The sequence below is a fragment of the Reyranella humidisoli genome (assembly GCF_019039055.1).
GTDB lineage: Bacteria > Pseudomonadota > Alphaproteobacteria > Reyranellales > Reyranellaceae > Reyranella > Reyranella humidisoli.
Map to the genome: position 1 here is coordinate 1,582,456 of NZ_JAHOPB010000001.1, position 13,976 is coordinate 1,596,431.

15 protein-coding genes are annotated in these 13,976 nt (G+C 67.1%); 8 read left to right on the forward strand and 7 right to left on the reverse strand.

Annotation, left to right across the window (positions count from 1 at the left end; genetic code table 11):
• Nucleotides 1–118: 118 nt before the first annotated feature.
• Both KQ910_RS07795 and KQ910_RS07800 read right to left on the reverse strand, forming a co-directional pair.
• A complete protein-coding gene (locus KQ910_RS07795) occupies nucleotides 119–856 on the reverse strand; it encodes an HAD family hydrolase (protein WP_216958013.1) in 738 nt (245 codons plus the stop codon).
• A 1-nt stretch (nucleotide 857) separates the two neighbouring features.
• Complete coding sequence (locus tag KQ910_RS07800; RefSeq protein WP_216958015.1) at nucleotides 858–2,033, reverse strand: penicillin-binding protein activator; 1,176 nt, start codon at nucleotides 2,031–2,033, stop codon at nucleotides 858–860.
• Between the two features lie 29 nt (nucleotides 2,034–2,062).
• On the opposite strand from KQ910_RS07800, the gene rsmI reads away from it, so the two are divergent.
• The 7 genes from rsmI to fumC are packed head-to-tail and all read left to right on the forward strand — an operon-like array spanning nucleotide 2,063 to nucleotide 7,603.
• On the forward strand, nucleotides 2,063–2,956 hold the full coding sequence (gene rsmI / locus KQ910_RS07805; RefSeq protein ID WP_216958016.1) for a 16S rRNA (cytidine(1402)-2'-O)-methyltransferase: 894 nt from the start codon (nucleotides 2,063–2,065) through the stop codon (nucleotides 2,954–2,956).
• Nucleotides 2,953–3,318 carry a YraN family protein gene (locus KQ910_RS07810; protein WP_216958018.1) on the forward strand — a complete coding sequence of 122 codons (366 nt, stop codon included), beginning with the start codon at nucleotides 2,953–2,955 and terminating at the stop codon, nucleotides 3,316–3,318. Before rsmI ends, KQ910_RS07810 begins: the two co-directional genes overlap by 4 nt.
• Before the next feature lie 3 nt (nucleotides 3,319–3,321).
• A complete protein-coding gene (locus tag KQ910_RS07815) occupies nucleotides 3,322–4,137 on the forward strand; it encodes a SirB1 family protein (RefSeq protein ID WP_216958020.1) in 816 nt (271 codons plus the stop codon).
• Between the two features lie 45 nt (nucleotides 4,138–4,182).
• Nucleotides 4,183–5,142, forward strand: a complete 960-nt coding sequence (gene gshB, locus KQ910_RS07820; RefSeq protein ID WP_216958021.1) for a glutathione synthase — start codon at nucleotides 4,183–4,185, stop codon at nucleotides 5,140–5,142.
• On the forward strand, nucleotides 5,142–5,705 hold the full coding sequence (locus tag KQ910_RS07825) for an ankyrin repeat domain-containing protein (RefSeq protein WP_216958023.1): 564 nt from the start codon (nucleotides 5,142–5,144) through the stop codon (nucleotides 5,703–5,705). The genes gshB and KQ910_RS07825 overlap by 1 nt, the downstream gene beginning before the upstream one ends.
• Nucleotides 5,702–6,145 (forward strand): alternative ribosome rescue aminoacyl-tRNA hydrolase ArfB, encoded by a 444-nt coding sequence (gene arfB, locus KQ910_RS07830; RefSeq protein WP_216958025.1) that lies wholly within the window; start codon nucleotides 5,702–5,704, stop codon nucleotides 6,143–6,145. Before KQ910_RS07825 ends, arfB begins: the two co-directional genes overlap by 4 nt.
• Nucleotides 6,146–6,199: 54 nt before the next feature.
• Complete coding sequence (gene fumC / locus KQ910_RS07835; protein ID WP_216958027.1) at nucleotides 6,200–7,603, forward strand: class II fumarate hydratase; 1,404 nt, start codon at nucleotides 6,200–6,202, stop codon at nucleotides 7,601–7,603.
• A 12-nt stretch (nucleotides 7,604–7,615) separates the two neighbouring features.
• On the opposite strand, the gene KQ910_RS07840 is transcribed toward fumC, so the two are convergent.
• From KQ910_RS07840 to KQ910_RS07850, 3 genes are read right to left on the reverse strand one after another with little or no spacing between them, the layout of a single operon-like run.
• A complete protein-coding gene (locus KQ910_RS07840; protein ID WP_216958029.1) occupies nucleotides 7,616–8,863 on the reverse strand; it encodes a threonine/serine exporter family protein in 1,248 nt (415 codons plus the stop codon).
• Nucleotides 8,863–10,356: a malate dehydrogenase (quinone) gene (gene mqo, locus KQ910_RS07845; protein WP_216958030.1), complete on the reverse strand. Its 1,494-nt coding sequence runs from the start codon at nucleotides 10,354–10,356 to the stop codon at nucleotides 8,863–8,865. Before mqo ends, KQ910_RS07840 begins: the two co-directional genes overlap by 1 nt.
• A gap of 9 nt (nucleotides 10,357–10,365) precedes the next feature.
• Entirely contained in the window at nucleotides 10,366–10,755 is a 390-nt protein-coding gene (locus KQ910_RS07850) for a cupin domain-containing protein (protein ID WP_369408297.1), read from the reverse strand.
• 139 nt (nucleotides 10,756–10,894) lie between these two features.
• On the opposite strand from KQ910_RS07850, the gene KQ910_RS07855 reads away from it, so the two are divergent.
• Nucleotides 10,895–12,304, forward strand: coding sequence for an 8-oxoguanine deaminase (locus tag KQ910_RS07855; protein WP_216963678.1), 1,410 nt, complete (start codon nucleotides 10,895–10,897; stop codon nucleotides 12,302–12,304).
• Nucleotides 12,305–12,515: 211 nt separating this feature from the next.
• Here KQ910_RS07855 and KQ910_RS07860 read toward each other — a convergent pair whose 3' ends face one another.
• Both KQ910_RS07860 and KQ910_RS07865 read right to left on the reverse strand, forming a co-directional pair.
• Nucleotides 12,516–12,728 (reverse strand): hypothetical protein, encoded by a 213-nt coding sequence (locus KQ910_RS07860; protein WP_216958034.1) that lies wholly within the window; start codon nucleotides 12,726–12,728, stop codon nucleotides 12,516–12,518.
• A 420-nt stretch (nucleotides 12,729–13,148) separates the two neighbouring features.
• Nucleotides 13,149–13,742 carry a site-specific integrase gene (locus tag KQ910_RS07865; protein ID WP_216958051.1) on the reverse strand — a complete coding sequence of 198 codons (594 nt, stop codon included), beginning with the start codon at nucleotides 13,740–13,742 and terminating at the stop codon, nucleotides 13,149–13,151.
• Nucleotides 13,743–13,976: the final 234 nt, after the last annotated feature.

Here is a 13,976-nt window from a genome sequence, read left to right on the forward strand (position 1 = left end):
GAGCGACAGGACATTGCTTGCAATGTCCGAGAGCGCCGAAGGACGAACGACCGCCTCATGACCCCTCCGTCGCGTATGACGCGACACCTCCCCATTTGAATGGGGAGGAGGGGCTTCCCTATTCGACCAGTTCGGCGAGCCTCGTGATGATGCGGGTCGGCTGCGCCGTGGCGTTGGCCGGCACGCCGGCCTTGAACGGGTCGTACCAGATGCCGCACATGCCGAGCATCTGCGGCGCCACGACTTCCCACTCGTAGTTGTCGCCGACCATCCAGGCATCCTCGGGGCCGACGCCCAGCCGCTCCAGCGCGTGGCGATAGACGCCGAGCTCGGGTTTGCCCTGGCCGAATTCGCCCTCGATCTGGATGTGATGGAAGCGGTGGGCCAGTTCGAACCGCTCGATCTTGGCGCGCTGCGTCTCAGACGCTCCGTTGGTCACGAGGGCCAGGCGCACGCCGGCATCGCGCAGCGCGTCGACCGTGGCATGGGCGTCAGGATAGAGCCGGTATTCCTGGCGCCGCAGTTCGGTGAAGGAATCGGCGATGCGGTCGGCCAGCGCGTCGTCCGGGCGGCCGAGCCGGGCGAGGCCGCGACGGACCGACAGGCGGCGCGCACCGGGAATGTCGAGGCGCCACTTCGCCGCCTCGGCACGATCGTTCCAGAAGGCCCGCGCTTCCTCCATCACCGCCGTGCGTACCCGCGCGATGGCGGCCTCGTCATGGGCGTCGAGATGCGCGGAGAAGACGTGGAGCAGGCGCGTCCAAGCCTCCTCGGGCTGGGCGTAGGCGCGAATCAGAGTGTCGTCCATGTCGAACAGGATCGCGCGCGGAAGGCCCGCTTTGGAAAGACCGGCCATCTCAGTTGGTCGGCTGGCCGGCGAAGGTCGTGGGCGCGGGGCTGATCACCACGCCGCGATCGCCCTGGATCTCGATCACGGCGAGCGCCCGCTCGGAGCGGCCATCGGGCAGGAAGCGGAAGATTCCATCGACGCCGGAAAAGCCGCTGGGGTTGGTGAGCGCTTCGGCGGAGAAGTCGCCGCCGGGCTTCAGTCGCGCGAGATGGCCGGCGAGGCCGACCCCATCATAGGCAAGGGTCGCCAGTCGATGCGGCGGACGCCCGTAGGTCGAGACGAAGCGCCGCTCGAAATCGGCGCGCTTGGCCGGATCCGGCGCGGCGTACCAGGCGCCTCGCAGCATGGTCTCGGTGCCCACGCCGGGGAAATCCCAGACGCCGGTGCCGATCAGCTGCACCGCGCGCCCGTCGAGACCGTTCGTGGCGAGAGAGGCGAGGGCGATTGGAAGTGTGGGCGGCGCGACGGGCACCAGAACGGCGAGCTTGCCGCCGTCGCCCTTGGCCGATGCGGCGAGCTGACGGGCCTGGATCGGGATGTCGGTGCCATTGGGATCGAAGAATTCGCGGCCGACGACGGTGCCCCCGCGCGTGTTCACATAGGTTTCGAGGGTGCGGGCCATCTGCTCGCCATAGGACGTCTGCGGCGCGAACGTCGCGAACCGGCGAATGCCCGATTCGAAGGCGTGGTCGACCACGCGGCGGACCTGGGGCGGGGCCGCGATTCCCATGATCCAGACGCCGCGCTGGGCGACCTGTTCGTCGTTCGAGAAGGCCACCACGTTCATGCCGCCCTGGTTGACCAGGGGCACCAGAGCGGAGGCCGACGTACCGTAGAGCGGTCCGAGGACGAGGGCGGCGCCGTCGATGCGCGCCTTGCGATAGGCTTCGATGGCGGTATCGGCGCTGTCGCCGCTGTCATAGGCGGAGAGCGCCAGTTCCTTGGAGCCGCTGTCGAACAGGGCCATTTCGGCGGCCTGCTGCATCGCCTGCCCGATCGGGGCGGCCCGGCCGCTGAGCGGCAGCAGGAGGGCGATGCGTACCTTGCCCGAGGCGGTGAGCGGCGAACCGGATTTGGCCGCAACGGTCACCGGTCGCGCGGCGGGCGTGCTAGTCTTGGGAGGCTCGCTGCAGGCACCCAACAGGAGGGCGGCGGTGGCGAGCACGAGGAATGACCTACGCATCGGCGCGAAACTCCGGCGATCGGAATCAGATGAATCTGGACGAACGGCCCCAAGCTACCGACGGGCAGGCCCCGCGTAAACCGCCGCTCGCCCCGGGCCTGCATATTGTTGCCACACCGATCGGCAACATGCGTGACATCACGCTGCGGGCACTCGACGTGCTGCAAGCGGCCGATCTGATCGCCTGCGAGGACACGCGCGTGTTCGCCAAACTGGCAACCCACTATGGCATCGACGTCCCGACGGTGTCCTACAGCGACGCCACCCAGGACCGGTCGGAGCCGCGCCTCGTCCGCGCCCTCGCCGCCGGCAAGAGCGTCGCCCTGGTGTCGGACGCGGGAATGCCGCTGATCTCCGATCCCGGTTACCGGCTGGTGCGCGCCGCAGTCGATGCCGGCCATGCCGTGACCTCGGCGCCCGGTGCTTCGGCCGTTCCCATGGCCCTCGCGCTTTCGGGGTTGCCGACCGACCGCTTCTTCTTCGCGGGCTTCCTGCCGGCCAAGGCGACCGAGCGACGGCGCGCCATCGGCGAAGTCGCGACCATCCCCTCCACGCTCGTGTTCTTCGAGGCGCCACACCGCTTGCCGGAGGCGCTGGCCGATCTCCTGGAACTGCTGGGGGACCGCCCGGCGGCCGTCGCCCGCGAGCTCACCAAGATGTTCGAGGAGGTACGCCGAGCGCCGCTGGCCACGCTCGCCGCGCACTATGCCGCCCATCCCGATGTGAGGGGCGAGATCGTCGTCGTGATCGGCGCGCCCTCCGCCGACACCCAACGCAGCGCCGGCGACGTCGACGAGGCCTTGCGCGAGGCGATGACAGGGGCCTCGGTGAAGGATGCGGCCGCCGAGGTCGCCGCGCGCTTCGGGCTGAAGCGGCGCGACGTCTATGCCCGCGCGCTCGAACTGAAGCGCGGCGCCCCATGACGCTGCAGACGCGCCAGAAGGCCTATCGCATGGGCCATACGGCGGAGTGGCGCGCGGTATGGCGGTTGCGCCTCGGCGGCTACTCCATCCTGATGCGGCGCTACAAGACGCGACTGGGCGAGATCGACATCGTGGCGCGCCGCGGCAACGTGCTGGCCTTCGTCGAGGTCAAGGCGCGTCGCGACTTCGCCACGGCGGCCGACGCGCTGGGCGCGCGGCAGTTCGGCCGGGTCGCCCGGGCGGCCAGCCTGTTCATCGCCCATCATCCGCGCTATGCCGCCTGCTCGGTGCGCTTCGATGCGGTGCTGGTCGGTGGCGTATGGCCACGCCATCTGCCCGACGTCTGGCAGGCGCCGGAGTGATGCGTGTCGGATGATCTGGGTCGACTGAGGGATCTGTGCGCCGGCGACGGCGAACGGATCGATCTTCTCGAGGCGGGCTTCCTGCTGAGCAGCCTCGCGCGTGAAGAGCCTGTCGATCTCGCGCCCTTCCGCCAGCAGGTGACCGCGATGGCGGCCGATCTCGCCGACCTCGTCCACCGGCGCGGCGCCTCTCCCGAGGCCCTCGCCGAGGTGATCGCGCGCTCCTACGCCTATCGCGGCGACAGCGAGACCTACGACGATCTGCAGAACGCCGACCTCGTGCGGGTCATTGAGCGCCGCAAGGGCCTGCCGGTGGCGCTCTCGATCCTCTATCTGCATGTGGCCCGCGCCCAGGGATGGACGGCCGAGGGACTGGCCTTCCCCGGCCATTTCCTGATCCGCATCGGCATCGACAGTGCGCGACACGTCGTCGATCCGTTCCACGAAGGCGCGGTGCGCGACGCCGCCGACCTGCGCAGGCTGCTGCGGCAGGTCCTGGGCGGCGATGCCGAGCTGGTACCGGCACATTTCGATGCCGTTTCCGACCGCGACGTGCTGCTGCGCCTGGAGAACAACGTCCGGCTTCGTCTCGCCCGGCGCGAGGACTGGGCGGGCGCGGCGCGTTCGCTCGACCGCATGCTGGCGATCGCGCCGGACCGGGAGGAACTGCTGTTCGAGGCCGGTCAGCTCAATGCACGCCTCGACAAGAGGCGGGCCGCCATCGCCGCCTACCAGCGGATCCTGGAACTGGACGGCGATCCGGGCCTGCGCCAGCGCGTTTCGGCGCTGTTGCAGGAACTGCGCCGCGGCCTTAACTGAAAACCCGTCGCCCTTCGTTTCGAGCCCGATAGTCAGGATAATCCCATGAAGCTCAGCGTCGCCATTCAGATGGACCATGTCTCGACCATCGACATCGACGGCGATTCGACCTTCGTGCTGGGGGTGGAGGCGGAGAAGCGAGGTTATGCGGTCTGGCACTACACGCCGCAGGACCTGATCTTCCGCGACCGCAAGGTGATGGCGCGCGCCCAGCCGATGAAGCTCCGGCGCGAGAAGGGCAATCACTTCACGCTGGGCGCCCCGGAGATGATCGACCTGTCCACGATCGACGTGGTCCTGTTGCGCCAGGATCCGCCGTTCGACATGTCGTACATCACGACGACGCACCTGCTGGAGCATGTCCATCCGAAGACCCTGGTGGTCAACGATCCGGCGAGCGTGCGCAATGCGCCGGAGAAACTGTTCGTCACGCATTTCGACAATGTGATGCCGCCGACGCTCATCACCGCCGACGCCCGCGCGCTGCGCGAGTTCCGCGACGAGCACAAGGACATCATCCTGAAGCCTCTGTTCGGCAACGGTGGCGCCGGCGTCTTCCGGGTGCGGCCCGACGACGAGAATTTCGCCTCGCTGCTCGAGATGTTCTCGCAGCGCAGCCGCGAGCCGGTGATCGCCCAGCGTTATCTTCCCGAGGTGCGCAAGGGCGACAAGCGCATCATCCTGATCGACGGCAAGGCGGTCGGTGCGATCGACCGCGTGCCGGCGGCCGGCGAGGCGCGCTCCAACATGCATGTCGGCGGCAAGGCCGTGAAGGCTTCGCTTACGAAGCGCGACATCGAGCTGTGCGAGACGATCGGGCCGGAACTGGCGAAGCGCGGCCTGATCTTCGTCGGCATCGACGTCATCGGCGACTACCTCACGGAGATCAACGTCACGTCGCCGACCGGCCTGCAGCAGATCAACCGCTTCGACGGCGTCGCGCTCGAGGCGCAGATCTGGGACCGGATCGAGGTCCGTTACCAGGAAACCCGCGGGAGCAGGTGATGATCCGACGTTCGCTTCTTTCCCTCTCGATCATCCTCTCGGCCGGCGCAGCTGTCGCGCAGTCGACGAATTCCGACCTGTTCGGCCAGAAGCAGATCGTGCGGGCCGTGCTCGAGGGAGACGACGAGAAGGTGCGACAGGCGCTGCTGAAGCAGGAGAGCCCGAACCAGACCGCCAACAACGGTTCGCCCCTGCTGACGGTGGCGGTCCGCGCCGGACATATTCCGGTCGTCGAGACCCTGCTGAAGGGAGGCGCCAGGCCCGACGCGGTCGATCCCGAGGGCTACACCGCGCTCATGCGCGCGACCGAGAAGGGCGATGTCGAGATCGCCGAAATCCTGCTGCGCCGGAACGCCAGCACGCGAGTGCAGAATCGTCAGGGCCAGACGGCGCTGATGATCGCCTCGGCCCGCGGCTACGCGGAGATCGTGCGGTTGCTGCTCGAAAAGAAGGCTGACCCGAACTCGCGCGACTTCACCGGGCGCACGGCGCTGGGCTATGCCAGGCAGGCCAATCGCGGTTCGATCGAGGCGATGTTGCGCCGGGCCGGCGGCAAGGAATGACCGCTTCCGGGACGACGCCGATCCGGATCACCGGCTCGCTGGCGATCGACCCGGAGGAAATCCAGGAAAGCTTCGTTCGGGCGGCAGGCCCGGGGGGCCAGCACGTCAACACCACATCGACGGCGGTGCAGTTGCGCTTCGACGTTCGCCGTTCGCCGTCGCTGCCCGACGACGTGCGGCAACGGCTGGAACGCCTGGCCGGACGGCGCCTGACGCGCGACGGCGTACTGATTCTCGTGGCGCAGGGACAGCGCAGCCAGCTGCGCAATCGCGAGGAGGCGCTTGCCCGCCTGGTCGAGCTGATCCGCGAGGCGACCTACAAGCCCGCGCCGCGCGTGAAGACAAAGGTGAGCCGCGCCGCCAAGCGTCGTCGCGTCGACGACAAAAAGCGTCACGGGGCCGTCAAATCGCTGCGCCAGGCCCGGCGATCCGACGACTGACGCCGCGCCGCATGTTGCGCTAAGGTCGCGGCCTCGCAGTGGAAGAGGTGTGCCGTGACGGATGTTCGCAAGGAGACAGACAGCCTCGGTGAGGTGAGCGTGCCCGCCGACAAGCTCTGGGGCGCCCAGACCCAGCGGTCGCTCGAGCATTTCAGCATCGGCAAGGACCTGATGCCACGCGAGATGATCACCGCCTACGCGACGCTGAAGAAGGCCTGCGCCAACGCCAATCATGCGGGCAAGCGGCTGGACGACACCGCGCACAAGCTGATCCTCGAGACCTGCGACGAGATCCTGGCCGGCCAGCACCACGACATGTTCCCGCTGCACGTCTGGATGACCGGCAGCGGCACGCAGTTCAACATGAACGTGAACGAGGTGATCTCGAACCGCTGCTGCCAGCTTGCGGGCACGCCGCTCGGCTCGAAGAAGCCGGTGCATCCCAACGACCACGTCAACATGTCGCAGTCGTCGAACGATTCGTTTCCGTCGACGATGTATATCGCGGCCGCCGTGAACACCAAGGAGCGGTTGCTGCCGTCGCTGAAGGCGCTGCACGATGCGATCGATGCCAAGGCGAAGGAATGGGCCAGCATCGTCAAGATCGGCCGCACCCACATGCAGGACGCGACGCCGATCACGCTCGGCCAGGAATGGTCGGGCTATGCCGGCATGCTGGCCGACAACATCGAGAGGATCGAGGATGCGCTGAAGGGCGTCTATCGCCTGGCACTGGGCGGCACGGCGGTGGGCACCGGCATCAATGCGGCGCCCGGCTTCGCCGAGGAAGCGGCGGCCGAGATTGCCAAGCTGACCGGCCTGCCGTTCGTCACGGCGCCCAACAAGTTCACGGTGCAGGGCGCGCACGACGCGCTGGTGCAGCTCTCGGGCGCGTTTCGCACGCTTGCGGTCTCGCTCTACAAGATCGGCAACGACATCCGCCTGATGTCGTGCGGCCCTCGCGCCGGTTTCGCCGAGCTGCACATCCCGGAGAACGAACCGGGCTCCTCGATCATGCCGGGCAAGGTCAACCCGACCCAGGCCGAGGCGCTGACCATGATCGCGGTTCAGGTCATGGCCAACGACGTCGCCGTCGGCTTCGGTGGCGCCAGCGGCTATCTCGAGATGAACGTCTACAAGCCGCTGATGATCTACAACGTCGCCCATTCGATCACGCTGATGACCGACGGCTGCGCCAACTTCCGCAGGTTCCTGGTCGAGGGCACCCAGCCCAACCTCAAGAAGATCAAGGAATATGTCGACCGCTCGCTGATGCTGGTGACGGCGCTGGCGCCGGTGATCGGCTACGACAAGGCCTCGAAGATCGCCCACTACGCGATCGACCACGACCTCACGCTGAAGGAAGCCGCCCTGAAGCTGGAATACGTGTCGGAGGCCGAGTTCGACAAGGTCGTCGACCCATCGAAGATGGTCCATCCCTACGTCGCCACGGAATAGCGACGCCGGAGGCTAGCGCTCCACGATCCAGCGCCGCTCGCTCATGAAGCGGGCGGTGGCCAGGCCGAGCGCCATGCCACCCACGATGAAGCAGCAGCCCGCGCCCGCCTCGATGGCGGCCAGCACGTTGCCGTCGTTCAGCAGCACGATCGTACGGAAGGCAAGGATGCCGGGCGTCATGATGATGATGCCGGGCACGGTGAAACAGATGCGCGGCTCGTGGAGCCAGTGTTTTCCCAGCGACGCCAGCAGGCCGACGACCAGTGCGCCCACGAAGGTCGCGGCCGGCAGGATCAGGCCGAGATCGTGCAGCGCCAGCCGCAGCTCGTTGCCGATCAGCGACAGCAGACCGACGGTCAGCACCGTTCGAAGGGGGCTGTTGTAGAGGAGCGCGAAGCCGCAGCCGCCGGCGAAGCTCGCCACCGCGCGCCACACGACGGTCATCGCATCCGGGCCGACAGCCGCAGCGGGTGCCGATACGTCCGTCAGGCCGGCGACGGCCGCCACGGCCGACAGGCCGAAGGCGGCGGCCAGCAGGATCATGATGGCGTAGAAGAGCCGCGCGACGCCGGCCAGGGTCTGGTGCTGCACCAGATCGAGCAGCGAGGCGACCAGCGGAAAGCCCGGCACCAGGAAAAGCGCCGAGGAGATGAAGCCCACGGCGAGCGGGGCGGAGAAGCCGCGGCCGGCGAGGCCGAAGACGATCAGGCAGTAGAGACCGGACGCGATGACCGCACAGACGGCGGTAACGGCATACTGGTTGAGCTGATGCCGGAACATCAGTCCGCGTCCCGCCTGGCCGACGGCGCCGGCGACCACCGCCGCACCGGTCGCGAGCAGGTCGCCGCCGTTCAGGTAGGAGAAGGCTCCCGACGCCAGGCCGATGGCGATGGCCACGGTCGGCAGGGCGTGGAGCGGCGATCCCCGTTCGATCCTGTCGAGGGCCTGCCCTAGGGCGTCCGGCGTCAGGCCGGGCGTGCTGGCTTCGGCAAGTCTTTCGAGCGCGCCGATTCGCGCCGCATTGATACCCGGTGCGCCGACATCGCAGGTCAGCGTGGCGGTCTCGCCCTGCCGCCGTATCGTGGCGGACATGGCGTCGAGCGTCACCTGCAGCGACAGGTTCTCGATCCCCATGTTGCCGGCCAGCCGGGCCATCGCCTCGCGTACGCGGAAGGCGGTGTCGCCGGCGCGCAGCATCAGCGCGCCGAACCGCAGCAGGACGTCGAGGGTCTCGGTGAGCTGGGCCCGCGAATCGGCCATCAGACCGTGTGCAGGCCCAGCACTTCGGCGGTGTCCTTGCGGACGCGCTCGACCAGCGCCGCGTCGGTCTTGAGGTCCTGGCCGTAGGAGGGGATCATTTCCTTGAGCTTGGGCACCCAGTGTCCGGTGAGCTGCTGGTGGAAGCAGTTCTCGAGCATGTGCACCATGATCCAGACGGCGGTCGACGCGCCGGGCGAGGCGCCGAGCAGGGCGACGATCGAGGAGTCGGCCGAGTGAACGATCTCGGTGCCGAACTCCAGCTTGCCGGTGCGCGCCACGTCCTTGCGGATGATCTGGACGCGCTGGCCGGCGACGTCGAACTCCCAGTCCTTCTCGTCGACGTTGGGATAGAAGTCGCGCAGCGCATCGAAGCGGTGGCTCTTCGTCTGCAGCACCTGACCGATCAGGTATTCCTCGAGCGGAAGATTGTCCCGCGCCACGGCCAGCAGCTGCAGGAGGTTGTCCGGCCGCAGCGACAGCGGCAGATCGAACATCGAGCCGTGCTTCAGGAACTTGGTCGAGAAGCCGGCGAAGGGTCCGAACAGGAGCCAGCGCTTGTCGTCGACATAGCGCGTGTCGAGGTGAGGCACCGACATGGGCGGGGATCCGGTCGCCGCCATGCCGTAGACCTTGGCCAGGTGGCGGGTGGCGATCTCCTGCTTGCCCGAGCGCAGCCAGATGCCGCTCACCGGGAAGCCGGCGAAGCCGTCGGCCTCGGGGATGCCGGACTTCTGCAGCAGTGTCAGCGCCGCGCCGCCCGCGCCCAGGAACACATATTTGGCGCCCAGCGAGCGCTTGGCGTGGGTCTTCTCGTCCTTGACGTCGATCGTCCAGCCGCCGTCCGTCCGGCGATGGAGATCGGTTACCTCCTGCGAGAACTCGATCGAGAAACCGTCCTGGCGCCGCAGGTAGTTGAGCAGGTTGGTCGTGAGCGCCCCGTAGTTCACGTCGGCGCCCGTCACCATGCGCGTGGCGGCGACGACCTGGCCGGGATCGCGGCCCTCCATGAGCAGAGGCGCCCACTCGGCGATCTGCTTGTGGTCCTCGGAATATTCCATGCCCCGGTAGCAGTGATGCGCGCTCATCGCCGCGTGGCGCTTCTTCAGGAAGGCCGCCCGGTCGGCGCCGATCACGAAGCTCATGTGCGGGACGGGATGGATGAACGAGTCCGCCCGCTGGATCGCGCCCTTCCGGATCAGGTACGACCAGAACTGCCGCGACATGTCGAACTCAACGTTGACCTCGAGCGCCCTGGAGATGTCGACGCTGCCGTCGGGACGCTGCGGTGTGTAGTTCAGCTCGCAATTGGCGGCATGGCCGGTGCCGGCGTTGTTCCACGGGCCGGAGCTCTCCTGCGCCTCGCCCTCGAGCCGCTCGAGGATCTTGATCTTGAGATGCGGCTGCAGCTCCTTGAGGAAGGTGGCCAGCGTCATGCTCATGATGCCGGCGCCGACCAGGACGACATCGAAATCGCCGGTATGATTGTCTGCCATCGAACTCTCCTAACGGCGATCTTCGGGGGTGGCGCGCCTGAACGGCACGGGGGCATCCTTGCCCAGCACGACGTAGAGGCGCCGCCAGGGCTGGTCGTCGACCAGTCTCCAGGTATGCCCGCCGCCGGTCGTATCCTCGGCCAGCAGGATGTCGCCGGGGGCCAGGGTGAAATGCTGCTCGCCGCGGGTCTTGAAGTCGAGCGTGCCGCTCAGGGTGATGACGAGCTGGCGAACCGGCGCGGTATGCCAAGCATAGGTCCCGCCCGGCTGGGTTTCCTGCAGCGAGGCGCTCGTGACGTCGATCTTGCCGCTGAGCAGGTCGCCGTGCGCGCCCGGTTTCAGGTCGATCCAGCCTTCCTCCACATGCGAGTTCTGGTCCTCGCCCGTCCATATCCGCACGCACCGAATCATGCTGCCGCCCTGAATTTGCAGTGTTTGGCCAAACTAGTACGGGCCCTCCCGACTGGCAACAAACCGGTCGATGCATTAAGGCAGACCGAGCGGGGCGATCTGTCGACTGTCCGGGGAGGATTGGAAGCTGGCGACGCTGTTGGTGAAGAATGCGCTCGTCGTCACGATGGACGAGCAACGCCGCGAACTGGCCGATGGCGGGCTTTACGCGGTGGATGGCATCCTTCGCAATGTCGGTCCGACCACGTCGCTGCCCGCGACCGCCGATACGGTCATGGATCTGAAAGGCCACATCGTCCTGCCGGGATTGATCAATGGCCATCATCATCTCGACCAGACGCTGACGCGGGCGCTGCCGGCGGCGCAGAACAACAATCTCTTCCGCTGGCTCAAGGCGCATTACGAACTGTGGGCGGCGCGCACGCCCGAGGCCAGCCGCACCGCCACGCTGGTCGGCTGCGCCGAACTTGCCTTGTCGGGCTGCACGACGGTGTTCGATCACGCCTATGTCTTCCGCAACGGCTGCGCCGTCGACGACCAGATCGCGGCGGCGAAGGAGATCGGCATCCGCTTCGCCGTTTCGCGCGGCTCGATGTCGCTCGGCCAGTCGAAGGGTGGATTGCCGCCCGATTCCTGTGTCGAGGACGAAGACGACATCCTGAAGGATTGCGAGCGCGTGATCGGCCGCTACCACGATGCCGGGCCCGGCTCGATGACGCAGATCGTGCTGGCGCCCTGCTCGCCCTTCTCGGTGACGCCGGAGCTGCTGCGTCAGTCGGCGGCGCTGGGCCGGCGCCACGGCATCCGCCTGCACACCCATCTGTGCGAGACGGTCGACGAGGAGCGCTACACGCTCGGGCGCTACGGGATGCGTCCCGTGGAATACATGCGGTCCGTCGACTGGGCGGGCGACGATGTCTGGTACGCGCATGCGATCCACGTGAACGATGCGGAGATCCAGGAATTCGCCCGCGCAGGCATCGGCGCCTGCCATTGCCCCTGTTCGAACATGCGACTCGCCTCCGGCATCGCGCCGGTGATGAAGTATCGCCGCGCCGGCGTGAAGGTCGGCATCGGCGTCGATGGATCGGCCAGCAACGACGGCAACCACATGCTGGGCGAGGTGCGGCAGGCGATGCTGCTGGCCCGCCTGCAGATCGGCCTGCGCCCGCCCGAGGGGCCGGATACAGCTCTCTCGACGTCGGATCCGAGTCGCGACGCCGAATGGATGACCGCCCGCCAGGCGCTCGAACTGGCGACGCTGGGCGGTGCCTCGCTGCTCGGCCGCGACGACATCGGAGCCTTGGCTGTCGGCAAGCAGTGCGATTTCTTCGCCCTCGACCTCAACAGCCTGGGCTATGCCGGCGCGCTGGCCGACCCTGTCGCCGCCACGCTGTTCTGCGCCCCGCAATCGGCCCGCCACACGGTCGTCGCCGGCCGACCCGTCGTGCGCGACGGCCAGATCGTGACCATCGACCTCGACCGCACGGTGGCTGAGCACAACCGCCACGCCGCCCGGCTCGCGGCGATGGCCTGATGGCCAGACAGGGTTCCCCAGGGACCTGGGATTGGGCTAGAAGACCCCCATGTCCCCGTAGCTCAGCCGGATAGAGCAGCGGTTTCCTAAACCGTTTGGGTGACGTGGAAATGCAGTAAAATCAGGGATTTTGGCCACTGTATCGGGCCTGCATTGATGGCTTTTTGCCTCAGAGTCCCCAACAAAGTCCCCAACGACAAACAGCGCCGGATCAGCTCCGTCTCTGCGCTCTTTCGATCAGCCGTTCATACAACGCAATCGTATCGTGTTCTCGGTCGATCCACTGCTGTGTAGTGTCGACCCACTCACCACCAGCTGATCTGGTCCCCGTGCGCATGCCTCCAGTTGTGAACGGCTCGATGAACTTCCTTGAGGCCTCAATCCTGGCCTTCAGGCTGTCGATGTAATCCTGATCTGTCGCCATGCCGCCTCCTCACCGTTTTGCTTTCGCCCGGGGAGCGAACTTGGGCCGTCTCGCAGTGGCCTTCGTCACGGCCGCTCGCACCTCCTCGTCCGCCACCTGAATATAGAGGTCCGTCGTCGCCGGGTCTTGGTGTCGGGCCGCCTGCTTCGCAACCGATCTGTCAGCTTGGGCAACCGACGTGATGTAGCGGGCTCGTACATCATGGAAGCGCCGCGGGTCGACAACGCCAGCGCGCTGCGCCGACTTGCGCCAAGATCCGCTCAGGGTCTTGAGTGGCTCCCAGCACTCCTTCGGCACGCGCTTGCCTGCGAGGAACGCCCGAACGTGAAGCCTGCCGGGCCACGTAACTAGACGCTGCTGGCCGCGAGCGATTGCCTGGCGCTGAAGCCGCTGCAACAGCTTCCATCCGGCAGCACCGCCCTACGCATGCTCGTCGTTTCCGCTCTTTGTCTCTTCTCGGAAGAATAGGCCCTTGGCCTCGCGGTCGATGTGCTTGCGCTCTACCTTCAGCGCCTCGCTGGCGCGGAAGCCGAACAAGCGGCTGAGTTCGGCGGCGTCAGCGGCCCATGGGGTGAGGTGGGCGCGTCGGTCGGCGAGCTCGCGGTCGGTCATCGGTCGGGGCTTCCGACGGGCCACCTTCTCCAATTCGATCTCAAGCGGAGGATCCTGACTGAGGACGGGCGCTCTCGTGACTGGGTCCCTGACCTTGGCGGCGACGTCGATCAGCCTCTGGAGATGCTTCAGGTAGTTGTTCACCTGCCGTTTTGATCGAAGCTTGCCAGTGTCGCGCCAGAGTTCGGGGTTCCCCAGATCGGCAGCGGTCGGCTTGCGGCTGCCGCCCAGCCACTTCCTCACGGTCTCGATCGAGACGTGTAGCGCGTACTCGTCTATGCGTGCCTGAGTGAGCGACCGAAAGGGTGTCTCTGCCCCGAAGAACCGCATGATGTGATCGCCCCACAGGCGAATGTTGTCGACGTGCTCGGCTTTGCGTCCACGTTCGACGACGCGCTTCAAAAGGGCTGCCTGAGCCTGAGCGACCGCATAATCACCCGCTCGCACTGTTGACCGGTTTGCGCGGGCGCTGTCCCGAGCGGCGACGCGCACCGCTTCCTCGGCAGCCTTCGCGGCCGTGCGGGTCGTTACAGGGTTGCCTGTCTCATCGAGGCAGTAGCCGTGGTGGCGAACGCCGTTCAGCCAGAAGTCATATGACCATGCTCGGCTACGCTGCTTGTTCTGGAAAACACTGAC

What these genes read in the sequence shown, in the direction of transcription:
- mqo (WP_216958030.1), bottom strand. Translation starts at nt 10,356, where the DNA reads ATGGCAGACAATCATACCGGCGATTTCGATGTCGTCCTGGTCGGCGCC.
- KQ910_RS07825 (WP_216958023.1), top strand. Translation starts at nt 5,142, where the DNA reads ATGATCCGACGTTCGCTTCTTTCCCTCTCGATCATCCTCTCGGCCGGC.
- KQ910_RS07800 (WP_216958015.1), bottom strand. Translation starts at nt 2,033, where the DNA reads ATGCGTAGGTCATTCCTCGTGCTCGCCACCGCCGCCCTCCTGTTGGGT.
- KQ910_RS07860 (WP_216958034.1), bottom strand. Translation starts at nt 12,728, where the DNA reads ATGGCGACAGATCAGGATTACATCGACAGCCTGAAGGCCAGGATTGAG.
- KQ910_RS07840 (WP_216958029.1), bottom strand. Translation starts at nt 8,863, where the DNA reads ATGGCCGATTCGCGGGCCCAGCTCACCGAGACCCTCGACGTCCTGCTG.
- arfB (WP_216958025.1), top strand. Translation starts at nt 5,702, where the DNA reads ATGACCGCTTCCGGGACGACGCCGATCCGGATCACCGGCTCGCTGGCG.
- gshB (WP_216958021.1), top strand. Translation starts at nt 4,183, where the DNA reads ATGAAGCTCAGCGTCGCCATTCAGATGGACCATGTCTCGACCATCGAC.
- KQ910_RS07810 (WP_216958018.1), top strand. Translation starts at nt 2,953, where the DNA reads ATGACGCTGCAGACGCGCCAGAAGGCCTATCGCATGGGCCATACGGCG.
- KQ910_RS07795 (WP_216958013.1), bottom strand. Translation starts at nt 856, where the DNA reads ATGGCCGGTCTTTCCAAAGCGGGCCTTCCGCGCGCGATCCTGTTCGAC.
- rsmI (WP_216958016.1), top strand. Translation starts at nt 2,063, where the DNA reads ATGAATCTGGACGAACGGCCCCAAGCTACCGACGGGCAGGCCCCGCGT.